This is a genomic window from Burkholderia sp. HI2761 (assembly GCF_002223355.1).
Lineage (GTDB): Bacteria > Pseudomonadota > Gammaproteobacteria > Burkholderiales > Burkholderiaceae > Burkholderia.
This window is the reverse complement of sequence record NZ_NKFN01000007.1, coordinates 2,148,033-2,162,217: the sequence shown is the minus strand read 5'-3', so window position 1 is coordinate 2,162,217 and position 14,185 is coordinate 2,148,033. Positions and strand designations below refer to the sequence as shown.

Annotated in this window: 14 protein-coding genes; 5 read left to right on the top strand and 9 right to left on the bottom strand. The window is 67.4% G+C overall.

The annotated features are described in order from the left end of the window. Positions 1-3 precede the first annotated feature (3 nt). Positions 4-909 (bottom strand): LysR family transcriptional regulator, encoded by a 906-nt coding sequence (locus CFB46_RS27390; RefSeq protein ID WP_089501912.1) that lies wholly within the window; start codon positions 907-909, stop codon positions 4-6. Positions 910-1,051: 142 nt separating this feature from the next. On the opposite strand from CFB46_RS27390, the gene CFB46_RS27385 reads away from it, so the two are divergent. Beyond that, entirely contained in the window at positions 1,052-2,053 is a 1,002-nt protein-coding gene (locus CFB46_RS27385; protein ID WP_089501911.1) for an aldo/keto reductase, read from the top strand. Between the two features lie 132 nt (positions 2,054-2,185). Next, positions 2,186-2,926, top strand: a complete 741-nt coding sequence (locus tag CFB46_RS27380) for a sulfite exporter TauE/SafE family protein (RefSeq protein ID WP_179235123.1) — start codon at positions 2,186-2,188, stop codon at positions 2,924-2,926. Between the two features lie 82 nt (positions 2,927-3,008). Here CFB46_RS27380 and CFB46_RS27375 read toward each other — a convergent pair whose 3' ends face one another. The 3 genes from CFB46_RS27375 to CFB46_RS27365 all read right to left on the bottom strand — a co-directional run bounded on the left by CFB46_RS27375 (position 3,009) and on the right by CFB46_RS27365 (position 6,985). Then, positions 3,009-5,171: a hypothetical protein gene (locus CFB46_RS27375; protein WP_089501909.1), complete on the bottom strand. Its 2,163-nt coding sequence runs from the start codon at positions 5,169-5,171 to the stop codon at positions 3,009-3,011. A 501-nt stretch (positions 5,172-5,672) separates the two neighbouring features. Continuing rightward, entirely contained in the window at positions 5,673-6,059 is a 387-nt protein-coding gene (locus CFB46_RS27370; protein ID WP_089502379.1) for an ester cyclase, read from the bottom strand. A 29-nt stretch (positions 6,060-6,088) separates the two neighbouring features. Next, a complete protein-coding gene (locus CFB46_RS27365; protein ID WP_089501908.1) occupies positions 6,089-6,985 on the bottom strand; it encodes a LysR substrate-binding domain-containing protein in 897 nt (298 codons plus the stop codon). Between the two features lie 498 nt (positions 6,986-7,483). Here CFB46_RS27365 and CFB46_RS27360 point away from each other — a divergent pair, with 498 nt between their 5' ends. From CFB46_RS27360 to CFB46_RS27350, 3 genes are all read left to right on the top strand, one after another. Beyond that, complete coding sequence (locus tag CFB46_RS27360; protein WP_089501907.1) at positions 7,484-8,341, top strand: peptidoglycan DD-metalloendopeptidase family protein; 858 nt, start codon at positions 7,484-7,486, stop codon at positions 8,339-8,341. Positions 8,342-8,549: 208 nt separating this feature from the next. Then, entirely contained in the window at positions 8,550-9,449 is a 900-nt protein-coding gene (gene bla, locus CFB46_RS27355) for a class A beta-lactamase (protein WP_089501906.1), read from the top strand. A gap of 106 nt (positions 9,450-9,555) precedes the next feature. Further along, complete coding sequence (locus tag CFB46_RS27350; protein WP_027780880.1) at positions 9,556-10,428, top strand: LysR substrate-binding domain-containing protein; 873 nt, start codon at positions 9,556-9,558, stop codon at positions 10,426-10,428. A gap of 24 nt (positions 10,429-10,452) precedes the next feature. Here the strand turns inward: CFB46_RS27350 and CFB46_RS27345 are convergent, their stop codons facing one another. The 5 genes from CFB46_RS27345 to nikC all read right to left on the bottom strand — a co-directional run bounded on the left by CFB46_RS27345 (position 10,453) and on the right by nikC (position 14,136). After that, positions 10,453-10,788, bottom strand: coding sequence for a hypothetical protein (locus CFB46_RS27345; protein WP_027780879.1), 336 nt, complete (start codon positions 10,786-10,788; stop codon positions 10,453-10,455). Positions 10,789-11,151: 363 nt separating this feature from the next. Then, the gene (locus CFB46_RS27340) at positions 11,152-11,406 is read right to left on the bottom strand and encodes a GlsB/YeaQ/YmgE family stress response membrane protein (protein WP_027780878.1); all 255 of its coding nucleotides are present in this window, start codon (positions 11,404-11,406) and stop codon (positions 11,152-11,154) included. 126 nt (positions 11,407-11,532) lie between these two features. Next, positions 11,533-12,309, bottom strand: coding sequence for an ABC transporter ATP-binding protein (locus tag CFB46_RS27335; RefSeq protein ID WP_027780877.1), 777 nt, complete (start codon positions 12,307-12,309; stop codon positions 11,533-11,535). Next, the gene (locus CFB46_RS27330; protein ID WP_089501905.1) at positions 12,306-13,220 is read right to left on the bottom strand and encodes an ABC transporter ATP-binding protein; all 915 of its coding nucleotides are present in this window, start codon (positions 13,218-13,220) and stop codon (positions 12,306-12,308) included. The genes CFB46_RS27335 and CFB46_RS27330 overlap by 4 nt, the downstream gene beginning before the upstream one ends. Before the next feature lies 1 nt (position 13,221). Further along, on the bottom strand, positions 13,222-14,136 hold the full coding sequence (nikC, locus tag CFB46_RS27325; protein ID WP_089501904.1) for a nickel transporter permease: 915 nt from the start codon (positions 14,134-14,136) through the stop codon (positions 13,222-13,224). Positions 14,137-14,185: the final 49 nt, after the last annotated feature.

Below are 14,185 nucleotides of genomic sequence, written 5' to 3'. Positions count from 1 at the left end.
CCGTCAGTCCGCCCGGCCGCCGAGCGTTTCCGCGAGCCAGTCGACGAAGATCCGCACGCGCGGCGCGAGATGCCGGCCGTGCGGAAACACCACCGACACCGGCAGCGGCCCGGCATTCCATTCCGGCAGCACCTCGACCAGCGAACCGTCGGCGAGCAGCGGCGCGAGCCCGTCGCGCGGCGCCTGGATCAGCCCGAGGCCCGCGAGGCAGCACGCGAGATACGCCTGCGAACTGTTGACCGACACGACGCTGTGCATCTTCACCGTGTGCACCTCGCCCGAATCCATGTCCGCATATTCCCAGTCCAGCTCGCGGCCCGTACGGCTCGAGAAATAGCCGACCGCGACGTGGTCCGGCAGCTCGTCCGGCGAGCGCGGCGTGCCGTGGCGCGCGAGATAGGCGGGCGACGCGCAGTTGATCTGGGCCATCTCGCCGACGCGCCGCGCGACGAGCGACGTGTCGGACAGCACGCCGACCCGCACCGCGCAGTCGATGCCGTCCGCGACGAGATCGACGAAGCGGTCGGTCGTGCTGATCACGACGCGCAGATCGGGGTAGCGCGCGTGAAAATCCGGCAGCGCCGGAATCACCCGGTTCAGCGCGAAACGTTCGGGCAGGTCGACGCGGATCATGCCGCGCGGCGACGCGCCGGCATCCTCGAACAGCGTTTCCGCGTCGTCGAGATCGGCCAGCAACCGCACGCAGCGCTCGTAGTAGGTCGCGCCCTCGGCGGTCAGCGCGACGCGCCGCGTCGTGCGTTGCAGCAGGCGGATCTTCAGGTGCTTTTCCAGATACTGAACGGCGTTGCTGACCGTCGGGCGCGGCAGCTGGAGCTGCTCGGCCGCTTTCGTGAAGCTGCCGAGATGGGCGACGCGCGCGAAGATGCGCATGGCTTGCAGGTGGTCCATGTGGGCGAAAGCCTCGGCGGGAACGGGAACAGGCTCCATTGTTAATCAGCGTCGAATGGTTTGGTGGAGCGTTTCCCGTTTATCGCGCGGCGCCGTGCGCTCAGAATCCGTTTCATCCACTCACCATTCGAAGGAAACGGACATGGACATGCGTCAACTGGGCCGCACGGGCCCGCAGGTATCGGCGATCGCGCTCGGCTGCATGGGGATGTCGGATTTCTACGGGCCGGCCGACCGCGACGAAAGCATCGCGACGCTGCACGCGGCGCTCGACCACGGGATCACGATGCTCGATACCGGCGACTTCTACGGCATGGGCGACAACGAGATGCTGATCCGCGACGCGCTGCGCGGCCGTGCGCGCGACCAGGTGCGGATCAGCGTGAAATTCGGCGCGCTGCGCGATCCGGCCGGCGGGTTTGCCGGCTACGACGCGCGGCCCGCGGCGATCCGGAACTTCGTCGCGTATTCGCTGAAGCGGCTCGGCACCGACTACCTCGACATCTACCGCCCGGCACGCGTCGATCCGGCGGTGCCGATCGAGGAGACGGTGGGCGCGATCGCCGATCTCGTGAAGGCCGGGTACGTGCGGCATATCGGCCTGTCGGAAGCCGGCGCGGACACGATCCGCCGCGCGGCCGCCGTCGCGCCGATCGCCGATCTGCAGATCGAATACTCGTTGCTCTCGCGCGGGATCGAGGCCGAGATTCTGCCCGTATGCCGCGAGCTGGGCATTGGCGTGACGGCCTATGGCGTGCTGTCGCGGGGGCTGCTGGGCGGGCGCTGGACTGCGGCGCGGCGGGGCGAGCGCGATTTCCGCGCGGCGAGCCCGCGCTTCCAGGGCGAGAACCTCGCGCACAACCTCGCGCTCGTCGACGCGTTGCGCGCGATCGCCGACGAGAAGGGCAGTAATCCGGCGCAGGTCGCCATTGCCTGGGCGCTGTCGCGCGGTGCCGACATCGTGCCGCTGATCGGCGCGCGCAAGCGCACACAACTGCAGGACGGTTTGCCGGCGACTGAATTGCAACTAACGGTCGATGATCTCGCCCGCATCGAAGCGGCGGTGCCCGCCGGGGCGGCTGCCGGTGAGCGCTATCCGGCCGCTCAGATGGCGCACCTCGACAGCGAGCAGAGCCGGGGGTGATTCACGGGGCCGGATCGACGGGCCTGAACGCCCCGTCCGACCGGCCCGAGCCAGCCTCAGGCAAAACCAGATGGCGGGCGGCATGGCAGGCAGGCACCATCGGCGCCGTGCTCACCGAACGGAATGTCTGCCATGCAAATTCATACGCTGACGATCATCGTGCTGGTTTTCCTGCTGGCCGGCGCGGTCAAGGGCATGATCGGGCTCGGGCTGCCGACGATCGCGATGGGGCTGCTGACGCTCGCGATGCCGCCGTCGGCCGCGGCGAGCCTGCTGCTCGTGCCGTCGTTCATCACCAACGTGTGGCAGTTGGGGCTCGGCCCGTCGTTCGGCGCGCTGCTGCGCCGGCTGTGGCCGCTGCTCGCGGGCCTGACGGTCGGCACGCTGACGGGCGGGCTGCCGGCGCTCGCGGCCGGCAGCACGTGGACGCACGCGGCGCTCGGCGTGGTGCTGGTGTTTTACGGGCTGTGGGGGCTGGCGGCCGCGCGACTGCCCGCACCGGGGCGCCATGAAAAATGGCTGTCGGCCGTGGTCGGCTACCTGACGGGTGTCGTGACGGCCGCGACCGGCGTGTTCGTCGTACCGGCCGTGCCGTACCTGCAGGCGCTGCGGCTGTCGAAGGACGATCTGATCCAGGCGCTCGGGCTGTCGTTCACCGCGTCGACGATCGTGCTCGGCCTGCAGTTGCGTGTGACGGGCGCCCTGCAGACGGTCGATCTCGGCGTGTCTGCGCTCGCGCTCGTGCCCGCGCTGGCGGGGATGGCCGGCGGGCAATATGCGCGGCGCGTGATGAGCGAGAAGATGTTCAAGCGCTGCTTCTTCGTCGGGCTGATTGCGCTCGGCGCGTATATGGCGGGGTCGGGATGGTGGTGAGCGCGCGCCCGGCCGCCGAATGATCCCGAAGCCGGTTTCGGCAGCCGGCTTCGGGATCGGTCACGGGTCGCGCTTACATCGCTTACGCCGGATCGGCGTACCTCAGCGTCCACCCGAGCGTGCGGGTTGCGCCCGCGCCGAGCGCGAACGGCTTCGTCGTGCAGGCGAAGTTCGAATGCAACTGCCCGATCGGCGTTGTCGACAGCGGATTCGTCGTGCCGTTTGCCGTGTCGAAGGCGGACAGTGCGCAGTTGTCGAACCCGGATGCCGCATAGCCGGTCGCGGCGCTGTTCGCGTACGTCACCGACATGCCGTCCCCATTGGCTTGCGTCGACGCGAAATCCGCGAACGACGTGAAGTCCGTTTCGACCGCGAGGTTGCCCGCGAGCGTGCCCGAACTCAGCGTATCGCTGCGCGAGACCTTGCCGTGCGCGAACGTCAGCACCGTGTGCACCTGCAGGTCGAGATCCGTCGTGTAAGCGGCGTTCTTCGACGCGAGGCGGAACTTCGTCGTATCGAACGACACGATCACCTGGCCGTTGCTTTGCTGCACGTTCAGGTTCCGGTAGTACGTGACGGGAACGTAGGTCTTCGTGTTGTACGTCACCTGCGGGAGCAGTAGCGCATAGCCGAGGTCGGTCGTGCCGTAGATCAGCTTGTCGGAGAACGGCACCGGGTAATACGGCGTGTACGAGTTGTAGTCGGGCGCCTGGCTGAGGTTCAGGTTGATCACGCGCCGGCCGTCGCGCACGGTGAGCAGCGCGGCGCTGTACGGATGCGCGGCGTCGCCCGGCTGGTTGTACCAGGTGAGCGTGTAGCGCGGCAGCGCGTCGAGCCACGCGCGGTAGTCCGCATCGGCCATCGGCGCCTGGCCGCCGAAGCCGAGCTTGTTCCACCACGCGTTCACGTACAGGTACTGGTGCAGCAGGCTGAAGTTCTCGCCCATCACGCGCGGCTTGCCGCGATACGTGTCGGTGCCGCGACCCTTGACCCACATGTTGACCGACGGCGTCGGCAGCGACGGGTCGTACCAGTACGTGTCGAAGCGACGTGCGGCCTGGTAGATGAATGCATACGCAACCTGTTTCTCGCGATCGGTCAGCACGCCGGCATTGGCCGCGGCGGTCAGTACCTCCATGAACGCGGAATCGCCGTACGGGCCGATCGAGCGGCCGTAGTTGAAGCCCTGGCCGTCGGTGTTCAACTGCGGCAGGATCAGGTCGACCGACTTGCGCAGATAGCCCTTCAGCTCCGGCGTGAGATTCGCTTCGTTGCCCATCTCGAACGTGCGCTCGACCACCTCGCCGATCAGCAGCGTGCTGTAGCGGTCGAAGCGCGCCTGGTCGTAGTAGGTCGTGTGCGTGTTCGACGCTTCGTCGGAGAATCCGCCCGACGAGTCGTTGCGGATGTGGTTCGTCAGCGTGTACAGCAGTGCATCGCGCGCGTCCATCGTCGCGACCGCCGGATCGGTCTTCGACGCGAACGACGGGCTGCTCCAGCCGAGCTTCTGGCGCAGCCCGGCGATTCCGTAGGACACCGCATAGTAGTTCTGCGCGGTGTTGAGCGACGCGATGTCGATCGGCGTGCCGGCGGCCGGGCACGTATTGGTCTTGCCGCTCGCATCGGGGCCGAACATGTCGCAGAACGTGAGCCGCTGCTGCAGCGTCGCGAGCATCGCGTCGCTGAAGACTTCGTTGAGCATCCCGTGCGCCTTCAGGTTGTTCAGCGCGACGAGGTAGTAGTACTCGCCCCACGACGTGTTCGCGTACGCGTAGTTGCTGCCCGACTGCGCCATCATCGCGGTCGTGATCGTCTGGTACGTCGCGAGGTAGCTCGCGTATTGCGGATCGTTCTTCGACTTCATGTCGATCAGGATGTACGACAGGCCGAGCGCGAGCTTGCCGGGCAGGAATTTGTCGCCGGTATTCGTGTCGAGCACGTGGACGGGCGTGCCGTCGCCGAGATCCATCACGACCTGCGTGAAGTCGGGCGATTTCCGGATCAGGTCGAACAGCGCGCGCATCTGGCCCATCATCGTGAGGGAAATGTTCGTGCCGGCCGGCACGCTGGTGTCGGGCGCGCCATAGACGAGCGCCTGCAGCGAGTTCGATGCGAGCGCGGGCGGGGTGGACGGAGGGGGCGACGGCGGCGTGTCGGTCACGTCGTTGCCGCCGCACGCGCTGACGAGCACGACGGAAAGGACGCCGACAGCGGCGCCGAGCGCGAATCTGCTGCGCGGATGCATGGTGTCTCCAGTTTCGAATAGTGGTGAAGGACGGGCACGTGTGATCGATGCCGCGCTCGATGCCCGTACCCGGCTTCCGCCTCGCAACCCTGATCCCTGAAGACGGACGGCCTGAATCACAAATCGAGCGGGCAAGCGTTCCCCCTGCGCGGGCCATGATCGACGTCGCGCTCAATTGATGGAAAACGTTTTCCAAATTTAGGCATCGATCCGCATGATGTCAATGAACTTTCACATCGGATGCGACGGTAGAAACCCGAATGGCGGAAGCGGAGGGGGCGGGAAGGAAATCGGAATTACACGAAAATCGCCGGGATTTTTCTTTGTCGATCGAGTGTTCGTCGCGTGACGGCGATCGGCTTTGAAGCGGCGTGCGGGGGCATGGAAAAGAAACGGGTTCTCGATGAGCTATGAGAGAAAACGTTATCCATACGAATTGAAGTGCATCGAGCCGCCACGGCCACCGGCCGCCGCAGGCGCCGCCCTCCGCTTCGACGACGGTTAAAGCTGCTTCTCGATCGCCGCCTTGTCGATCACCGACCACACCTGGCGGATCTTGCCTTCGTGAAACTCGTAGAACACGTTCTCGGCGAACGTGACCTTGCGGCCGTCGACGGCGAGCCCCATGAACGTCGCTTTCGGCGAACACGCGAAGCGCAGGCGGCACGCGACGTGCGGCGGCTCGCACGCGAGCAGCCGGATCTCGAAACGGAGATCGGGAATGTCGCGGAAGTCCTGTTCCAGCATCGCGCGGTAACCGGCGAGGCCGAGCGGCCGGTCGTTGTGGATCACGTCGTCGGACACGTACTCGCCGAGCGCCGACCAGTCCTGCCGGTTCAGGCAGTCGATATACGCGCGATAGCGGGTTGCGAGATCGGTATCGGTCATGGCCATGTCTCCGAGTCGAGGGCGACGCGTTACCGCGGCGGTGCGTTGCCCGACAAAAACGCGACGAACTCGCGCGTGTACTTCGGCAGCGCGTCGAACGACCGCGCGCAGAGCGTCAGTTTCCGATGGCCCCACGGATCGGACAGTTCGACGAGCCGCACGTCCATCGTCTGCATCGCGCGCTCGGCCGCATGCCGCGACACGATGCCGATGCCCACGCCGCTCGCGATCACGCGGCAGATCGCGTCGAAGCTCTTCAACTGCACGCGATAGCGGATCCGTTTACCGAGCGCGCGCGCCTGGTCGGCGAGATGCACTTGCAGCGCGCTGCCGTCGGTGAGGCCGATGAAGTCTTCGCCGGCGATGTCGTCGAACGCGACCTTGTCGCGCGACGCGAGCGGGTGCGCGGCCGGCACGACGACGATCAGCCAGTCTTCGCGGAACGGCTTCTGTTCGAGGCCGCCGAGCCCGACCGAATCGGCGACGATGCCGACCTCGGCCGTCTTGTTGCGGATCGCATGCACGATCTCCTGGCTCGAGCGTTCCTCGACGCTGATCGACAGCTTGGGGTGGCGGGGCAGGTAATCGGCCAGTGCGTCCGGCAGGTATTCGCTCAGCGACGCGGTGTTGCACAGCAGCCGGATATGGCCGCGCAGCCCCTGGCCGTATTGCTGCAGTTCGCCGCGCATGTGATCGATCTGCTGCAGCACGGTGCGGGCGTGGTGTTCGAGCGCGCGCCCCGCATCGGTCGCCTGCGCGCCCGACTTGGTCCGGTGCAGCAGCGGCACGCCGAGTTCGTCCTCCATCCCGCGAATGCGCTCGCTTGCCGCCTGCAGCGTGATGTGCGTCCGTTCGGCGCCGCTCGTGATCGTGCCGGCTTCGCAGATGTTCAGGAAGAGCCGCAGGTCGGTCAGGTCGAAGCGCATGTTGGGCGAAGCGATGGGTGAGGATGGCCGATAAGTTAGCAGGAACCGGCGCGCCGGTCTCAGGGCGAGCCTGAGACCCGGTTCGCCGCTTCCGCATTTTCGGGGTGCGATCGGTGGCCGATGATGGACGCACATCAATCGGGGAGCCTGTCATGCAGATCGATTCGTCCTGGAGCGTGTCGTTCAAGATCGCGTTGCATCTGCTGTTCCTGTGCATCGGCATCGCATGGGCCGGTGCCGAATTCGTCGCATGGTTGCGGTGAATGTTGCGTCTCGAACCTATTGAAACATCGCGACCATAGTTTTTTACGACGAAAATTCTTCCGTTTTCTGCGAAAAGACCATCAAGTTTTTCGGGATCGGACCGTATTACCGGTAGCGAATGCCGGCCGGCATCCGGTCCGTGATCGTTTGTCATCATTGTTTGCATCCGGTTACACGTCGGCCGTTCCGTTTTTGAGATGCTTGAAAGATTGTCAAACCGGAGTCGGATCGTCCATGAAAACGCGCGAGATTCACCGCAAGGCGGCGTGGCTATCGGGCTTGGCCGCCGTGCTCGTCATGGCCGGTTGTGCAAGTACGCAGTCCGTTCCGCCGAGCGACACGCTGGCGGGGCAGCCTTCCGATTCGAGCCCGCCTGCCGCACCGTCGGCCGCCACGATGCCGCCCGCCCCGATCCTCGTCGCGCAGAAGTACGTCGTGAAACGCGGCGACACGCTGACGGGCATCGCATCCGCGAACGATTGCAGCGTGGCCGACTTGCGCACCTGGAACAAGCTGACCGCCAACGGCCGGCTGCGCATGGGGCAGGTGCTGCGCATCGTCAAGCAGCAGCCGCTGCCGCCGGCGGGCACGACGGGCACGCAGGCCGTCGCGAGCAATGGCGCGGGAAGTAATCAGGCAACCGCGCAGGCCAGTTCGCAAGCCGCCGCATCGACCGCGAGCGATCGTCAGGTCGTCAAGGAAACCAGGCGACATGCGGGCGGCGTCGCGCTCAAGTGGCCGGCAACCGGCAAGATCGTCGACGGGTTCCGGCCCGGGCAGAACCGCGGCATCCAGATCGCCGGCCGACCGGGCGACACGGTTCGCGCCGCGGCCGACGGCCGCGTGATGTACGCGGGCACCGGCCTGAACGATTACGGCAGCCTGATCATCGTCCAGCACAACGCGGATTTCCTGACTGCCTATGCGCACAACCGCAAGTTGCTCGTGAAGACCGGCGACATCGTGCATCAGGGCGATGCGATCGCCGAGATGGGCGACCTCGACAATTCGCGCGTCGCGCTGCTGTTCGAGGTGCGACGCGACGGCAAGCCGGTGAATCCGATGCCGTATCTGCCTTCGTCGCAAGGATGAAGCGCGGCCGTTTCGCTGGAACGCGACGGCGGTCGCTGCTACGCTAGGTGTTCATGCGAATCCCGCCTTCGCGCGGGGCCGACGGGCGTCTTTCGGGGATGCGCGGCGAAGGCCGTCGCGGGCCGGCCGTCGGCGTGAACGGTCGCGCGTCGCCGATGCGCGGCCGCGTTGCTTCGAGCCACCGTTTCCGACAGAACAGATCTCATTCATGGAACATTCTCCGACACGCCGCTCGCTGTTGCTCGCCGCCGTTGCGGCGCCGTTCGTTGCCGCGTGCACCTCCGCGCCGGTCGCCGACCAGGGGCGCGCCCATACCGCACAAGCCGAACTCGCCGCGCTCGAAAAAGCCTCGAACGGGCGGCTCGGCGTCGCCGCGCTCGATACGTCGAACGGCGTGCGTATCGCGCACCATGCGCGCGAGCGCTTTCCCCAGTGCGGCACGTATGCGGTCATGGCGGCCGCCGCGATGCTCGCGCGCGGCTCGCTCGACGCATCGCTGCTGCCGCGCCGCATCCTGTACCGCCGCTATGAAATCGTGTCCGGCTCGCCGATTACGGAAAGCCACGTCGATACCGGCATGACGATCGCGCAGCTGTGCACGGCGATGCTGCAGTCGGGCGACAAGGGCGCGGGCAACCTGCTGATGGGCGTGCTCGGCGGCCCGCAGGCCGTCACGGCGTTCGCGCGCGAGAGCGGCGACACCACCTTCCGCCTCGATCACTGGGAACCCGAACTGAACAAGGCCGCGCCCGGCGACGAGCGCGACACGTCGACGCCGGTCGCGATGGTCGACACGCTGCAGCGCCTGCTGCTCGGCGAGGTGCTGCACGAGCCGCAACGCGCGCAACTGACGGAATGGATGGTGGGCGGCGCACGCGGGGCGACCGGCATCGCGGCGGGCGTGCCGCCCGGCTGGCGCGTGGCCGACAAGGCCGGCACCGGCGGTTTCGGTACGACGACGGATATCGCGGTGCTGTGGCCGCCGTCGCGCGCGCCGATCGTGATGGCCGTGTCGTTCACGCAGCCGGACGCCGCTGCCGCGGCGCGCGCGGATGTCGTCACGGCGGCGGCGCGCATCGCGGCGGGCGCGCTGACCGCGACGGCCTGAGCATCCAGCGTCTCGCGCAAAGCCGGCGTTTGGCTTATCGTGTCGGTCAGCGCGCGCCGGCGTCGGCGCGCGGCCCTTCCGCGCCGTTTCCTGTTTCCCGTTCGCCATGCGCCGACTTCCGCCCCTGCACGCGCTGCAGATCTTCTCGACGGTGGCTCGCCACCGCAGCTTCACGCGCGCGGCCGAGCAGCTGTGCATTACGCAAGGCGCGGTGAGCCGGCAGATCCAGACGCTCGAGGCGCATTACGGTTTTCCGCTGTTCAAACGGCATGCGAAGGGCCTCACGCTGACGGCGGAGGGCGAACAGTTGTTGCCGGTGGTAGAGGAGAGCTTCGCGCGGATCGAGGACATCTCGATGAAGCTCACGCGGCAGCGCACCGATCTCGCGCTGAAGGTGCCGACCTGCGTGATTCGTTGGATGCTGCCGCGCATCATGCGCTTTCAGGGCGAACATCCCGATCTCCACGTGCAGATCACGACCGCGTGGCAGCACGTCGTCGATTTTTCGAGCGAGCCGTTCGATGCGGCAATCGTCTACGGGACGTCGCCGGGCCCGGGCGTCGTCGCGCTGCCGCTGTTCGACGAGCGGCTGACACCCGTTTGCGCGCCCGAGTTGCGGCAGGCGTCGCCGCTCGGCGCGGTCGGCGATCTCGCGCGCCATACGCTGCTGCATCCGACGCGCGACCACCGCGACTGGCGCGCATGGCTCGACCATGCGGGCGAGCGCGGCGTCGATCCCGCGCGCGGGCCGACGTTCGACACGCTCGATCTCGCGACGAACGCGGCGATGCAGGGCTTCGGCGTCGCGATCGGCGACGTGACGCTCGTCGACGACGACGTCAGCGCGCGCCGGCTCGAACGGCCGTTCGACGTCGTGCTCGAAACGGGCGCACGCTACTTCTTCGTCTACCCCGAGAACCTCGGCAGCCAGCAGAAGATTCGCGCGTTCAGCGACTGGATCGCGCGCCATCGCGATTGACGCGCGACGGTTCCGCAGCGGCTTCTACTGGTAGGTCACGACGGCGATCATCGGCGCGCGCGCGTTGCCCGGGCGGCCAGGTAAAACGATTGCGCGCGAGGCCTGCGTAAAGGTCGTGGTCCTGATCGTGCGCAGGCTGGCCGCGTCTACGAACGCGACTTGTCCGCTCGCAGGGCGCGGGCAGTCGGGGCGCACGTACGCATGCGCGGCGTCGGCCGTATCGAGCGCGAATGCGCACGGCGGCTCGACGATCATGCCGGTGAAGTGGATGATGCCGGACGCGCCGGCAGCAAATGACGAGGACGAGGCCAGAAGCGAGGCAGCCAGTGCAAGCGAGGCGGCAAACAGACGATGCTTCATGACAGGCTCCAGAGAGGAAGCGCGTCGCAGCGAGGCCGCTCGAATGGCAGTCCGTCAACGCTGCGGTGCTGTATGCGTAAACGGCAACTTCATCGAACCTCTTGAGTGGGAATCCGGAAATAGCGGCGATGAGCAAACGACGCCGTGTTCCTTCAATCAATTTATCTCAAATTTGTGCGCCCGCAAGTCAGGGTATTGCCGATGACGTAAGCTTCAAGGAAGCGCGCCGGTGGACGCACGATTCGCCGGTGAATCGTTGAGTGCTCAACGAATCGACGATCCCGGGAACGACGATGCGGGAAAAGCAAAACGGCCGCTCGTGTGCGACGAGCGGCCGTTTCGACCTGGAGCGGTGGGCGGTATTCAGCCCGTGCGCTTGCGGATCGCACCCACGACGACGAGCAGGATGATCGCACCGATGATCGACGCGATCCAGCCCGCACCCTGGCCCGGTGCATACCAGCCGGCCGCGCGGCCGACGTAGCCGGCGACCAGCGAGCCGACGACGCCGAGCACGATGGTCATCAGGATGCCCATCTTGTCGTCGCCCGGCTTGAACGCGCGGGCGAGGAGGCCGACGATGAGCCCGACGACCAGGGTTTCGATGAATTGCAGCATGAACGCCTCCCTATTGCTGTGCTGTTGACGAAAGGAAATTGACCCGTGCGGTGCACAAGGGTTCCATGCGGCGGCAAGCCGGCGCACGGCGTGCGAAGTATCGCATGCGTGCGCGTCCGGCGGATGTCACGTGGCAGGCGCGTCGGCCACCGGATCGAGGCGGCGGTAGCCTTCGGTCGCATTCAGCAGCGTGCGCGTGTAGTCGCGTGCGACCTGCCCGGCCCGCACGTCCTCGATCCGCAGCTGCTCGACGATCTCCCCATGCTGCATCACCGCGACGCGCTGGCACAGGAAGCCGATCACCGCGAGGTTGTGGCTGACGAGGATCATCGTCAGGTTGCGTTCGCGATGCAGGCGGCGCAACAGGTTCAGGATCTCGGCCTGTACCGACACGTCGAGCGCGGACGTCGGCTCGTCGAGCAGCAGCACGCGCGGCTCGACGATCAGCGCACGCGCGATCGCCACGCGCTGCCGCTGGCCGCCTGACAACTGGTGCGGATAGCGGAAGCGGAACGTGGGGCCGAGGCCGACCTCGGACAGCGCGCGGGCGATCCGCGCATCGGCGTCGCCGATCGCATGGATCGACAGCGGCTCGCGCAGCGTCTGGTCGACGGTGAAGCGCGGATGCAGCGACGCGTACGGATCCTGGAACACCATCTGCACGTGGCGGCGGAACGCGCGATCGGGCGTGTCGCCCACCGGGCGGCCGTCGATCGACAGGCTGCCGGCCGCGAGCGGCACGAGGCCCGTCAGCGCACGCAGCAGCGTCGACTTGCCGGAGCCCGATTCGCCGACGAGCCCGAACACCTCGCCGTCGCGTACCGCGAAGCTCGCGTCGCGCACGGCGTCGACGTGACCCGTGCGGGTCGGGAAACGGATCGATGCGTGATCGACGTCGATCATCGTGCGGCCTCCTGTCGATCGGCGCGTGCGGCGGCCGGCGATGCGGGATCGAGCCATGCCGGGTCGCGCCGCAGCACGGGCAGTTCGTCCGGCGGGTTCGCCAGCGGCGGGTTCGCGGCGAGCAGCCCGCGCGTATAGGGATGCGAGGCGTCGCGCAGGTCGCGCGCGGCGCAGGTTTCGACCACGCGGCCGGCATACATCACCGCGACGCGGTCGCAGAACGACATCACGAGCGGCAGGTCGTGACTGATGAACATCAGGCCCGTGCCATGCCGCGCGATCATCGCGTCGAGCACCGCGAGCACCTGCATCGACACCGCGACGTCGAGCGCGGAGGTCGGCTCGTCGGCGATCAAGAGGCGCGGGCCGGTCGACACCATCATCGCGATCATCACGCGCTGGCCCATGCCGCCCGACAGCTCGTGCGGATACGCATCGGCGACGCGCGCCGGGTCGCGGATCTGCACGGCCTCGAGCGCTTCGACGATCCGCTCGCGCAGCGCGCGGCCGCGCAGGCCCGGCTCGTGCAGCCGGAACGCTTCGCCCATCTGCTTCGCGACCGTCATCACCGGGTTCAGCGAATATTTCGGGTCCTGCAGGATCATGCCCATCTGGCTGCCGCACAGCCGCCGGCGCTCGCGCGGCGACATCGCGCACAGGTCGTGGCCCGCGAAGCGCATCGTGCGCGCCGACCAGCGCGCGGCGTCGGGCAGCAGGCCGAGCAGCGCGCGGCCGGTCAGCGACTTGCCGGAGCCCGATTCGCCGACGATGCCGAGCCGCTCGCCCGGCGCGAGCGTCAGCGACAGGTCGCGCACGGCGTCGGTGACGCTGCCGTCGTGCCCGCGGAAACCGATCTTCAGCCCGTCGATCTCGCAGAGCGGCGCCGGCGCGGCGGTGGAATTCATCGACATGTCATGCTCCATGGCGGGGATCGAAGACGTCGCGCAGCCCGTCGCCGAGCAGATTGAACGCGAGGCTCACGAGCAGGATCGCGATGCCGGGCAGCGTCGCGACCCACCATGCGTCGAGCAGCACGTTGCGGCCCGACGCGACCATGAAACCCCATTCGGGGCTCGGCGGCTGCGCGCCGAGGCCGAGAAAGCCGAGGCCCGCGACGGTCAGGATGATGCCGGCCATGTCGAGCGTCGCGCGCACGATCACCGAGGACATGCACAGCGGCATGATGTAACGCAGCAGGATGCGCGGGCCCGACGCGCCTTGCAGCCGCGCGGCATGGATGTAGTCGGCCTGTGCGATGCGGATCGTCTCCGCACGCGCGAGCCGCGCATACGCGGGCCACGCGGTGATCGAGATCGCGACGACCGCGTTGATCACGCCGGGGCCGAGCGCGGCCGCGAATGCGAGCGCGAGCACGATCTTCGGAAACGCGAGCGCGATGTCGGTGATGCGCATCAGCACGCTGTCGACGAAGCCGCCGCAATAGCCGGCGGTCGTGCCGATCAGCAGGCCGATCGGCACGACGATCACGACGACGAGCAGCGCGATGCCGAGCGTCAGGCGCGACCCGTCGATCAGCCGCGAAAGGATGTCGCGGCCGAGCTGGTCGGTGCCGAACCAGTGTGACGGCGAGCCCGGCGGCAGCAGCCGGTCGGCCAGGACCTGGCGCAGCGGATCGTGCGGCATGATCAGCGGGCCGACGATCGCGACCGCGATCAGCGCGACCAGGATCGCGAGCCCGAACAGGTTGAGCGGATTCGTGGCGAACCGGCGCCAGCGACGGTACGCGAGGCCGAGCGCGGCCTGCGAGCGCGATGCCGGTGCGTCGGACAACAGCCACGCGCGCGGGGACAGACGCTCGGCGCTCATGATTGGATGACCTTCGGCATGGACGATGAAAGAAGCAGGATGGAAGCGG

Bases quoted from the DNA above. Each gene is read 5' to 3' on its own strand.
- CFB46_RS27365 (WP_089501908.1), bottom strand. From the start codon at position 6,985: ATGCGCTTCGACCTGACCGACCTGCGGCTCTTCCTGAACATCTGCGAA.
- CFB46_RS27350 (WP_027780880.1), top strand. From the start codon at position 9,556: ATGCGCCGACTTCCGCCCCTGCACGCGCTGCAGATCTTCTCGACGGTG.
- CFB46_RS27385 (WP_089501911.1), top strand. From the start codon at position 1,052: ATGGACATGCGTCAACTGGGCCGCACGGGCCCGCAGGTATCGGCGATC.
- CFB46_RS27335 (WP_027780877.1), bottom strand. From the start codon at position 12,309: ATGATCGACGTCGATCACGCATCGATCCGTTTCCCGACCCGCACGGGT.
- CFB46_RS27360 (WP_089501907.1), top strand. From the start codon at position 7,484: ATGAAAACGCGCGAGATTCACCGCAAGGCGGCGTGGCTATCGGGCTTG.
- CFB46_RS27345 (WP_027780879.1), bottom strand. From the start codon at position 10,788: ATGAAGCATCGTCTGTTTGCCGCCTCGCTTGCACTGGCTGCCTCGCTT.
- nikC (WP_089501904.1), bottom strand. From the start codon at position 14,136: ATGAGCGCCGAGCGTCTGTCCCCGCGCGCGTGGCTGTTGTCCGACGCA.
- CFB46_RS27370 (WP_089502379.1), bottom strand. From the start codon at position 6,059: ATGACCGATACCGATCTCGCAACCCGCTATCGCGCGTATATCGACTGC.
- CFB46_RS27380 (WP_179235123.1), top strand. From the start codon at position 2,186: ATGCAAATTCATACGCTGACGATCATCGTGCTGGTTTTCCTGCTGGCC.
- bla (WP_089501906.1), top strand. From the start codon at position 8,550: ATGGAACATTCTCCGACACGCCGCTCGCTGTTGCTCGCCGCCGTTGCG.
- CFB46_RS27340 (WP_027780878.1), bottom strand. From the start codon at position 11,406: ATGCTGCAATTCATCGAAACCCTGGTCGTCGGGCTCATCGTCGGCCTC.
- CFB46_RS27375 (WP_089501909.1), bottom strand. From the start codon at position 5,171: ATGCATCCGCGCAGCAGATTCGCGCTCGGCGCCGCTGTCGGCGTCCTT.
- CFB46_RS27330 (WP_089501905.1), bottom strand. From the start codon at position 13,220: ATGTCGATGAATTCCACCGCCGCGCCGGCGCCGCTCTGCGAGATCGAC.
- CFB46_RS27390 (WP_089501912.1), bottom strand. From the start codon at position 909: ATGGACCACCTGCAAGCCATGCGCATCTTCGCGCGCGTCGCCCATCTC.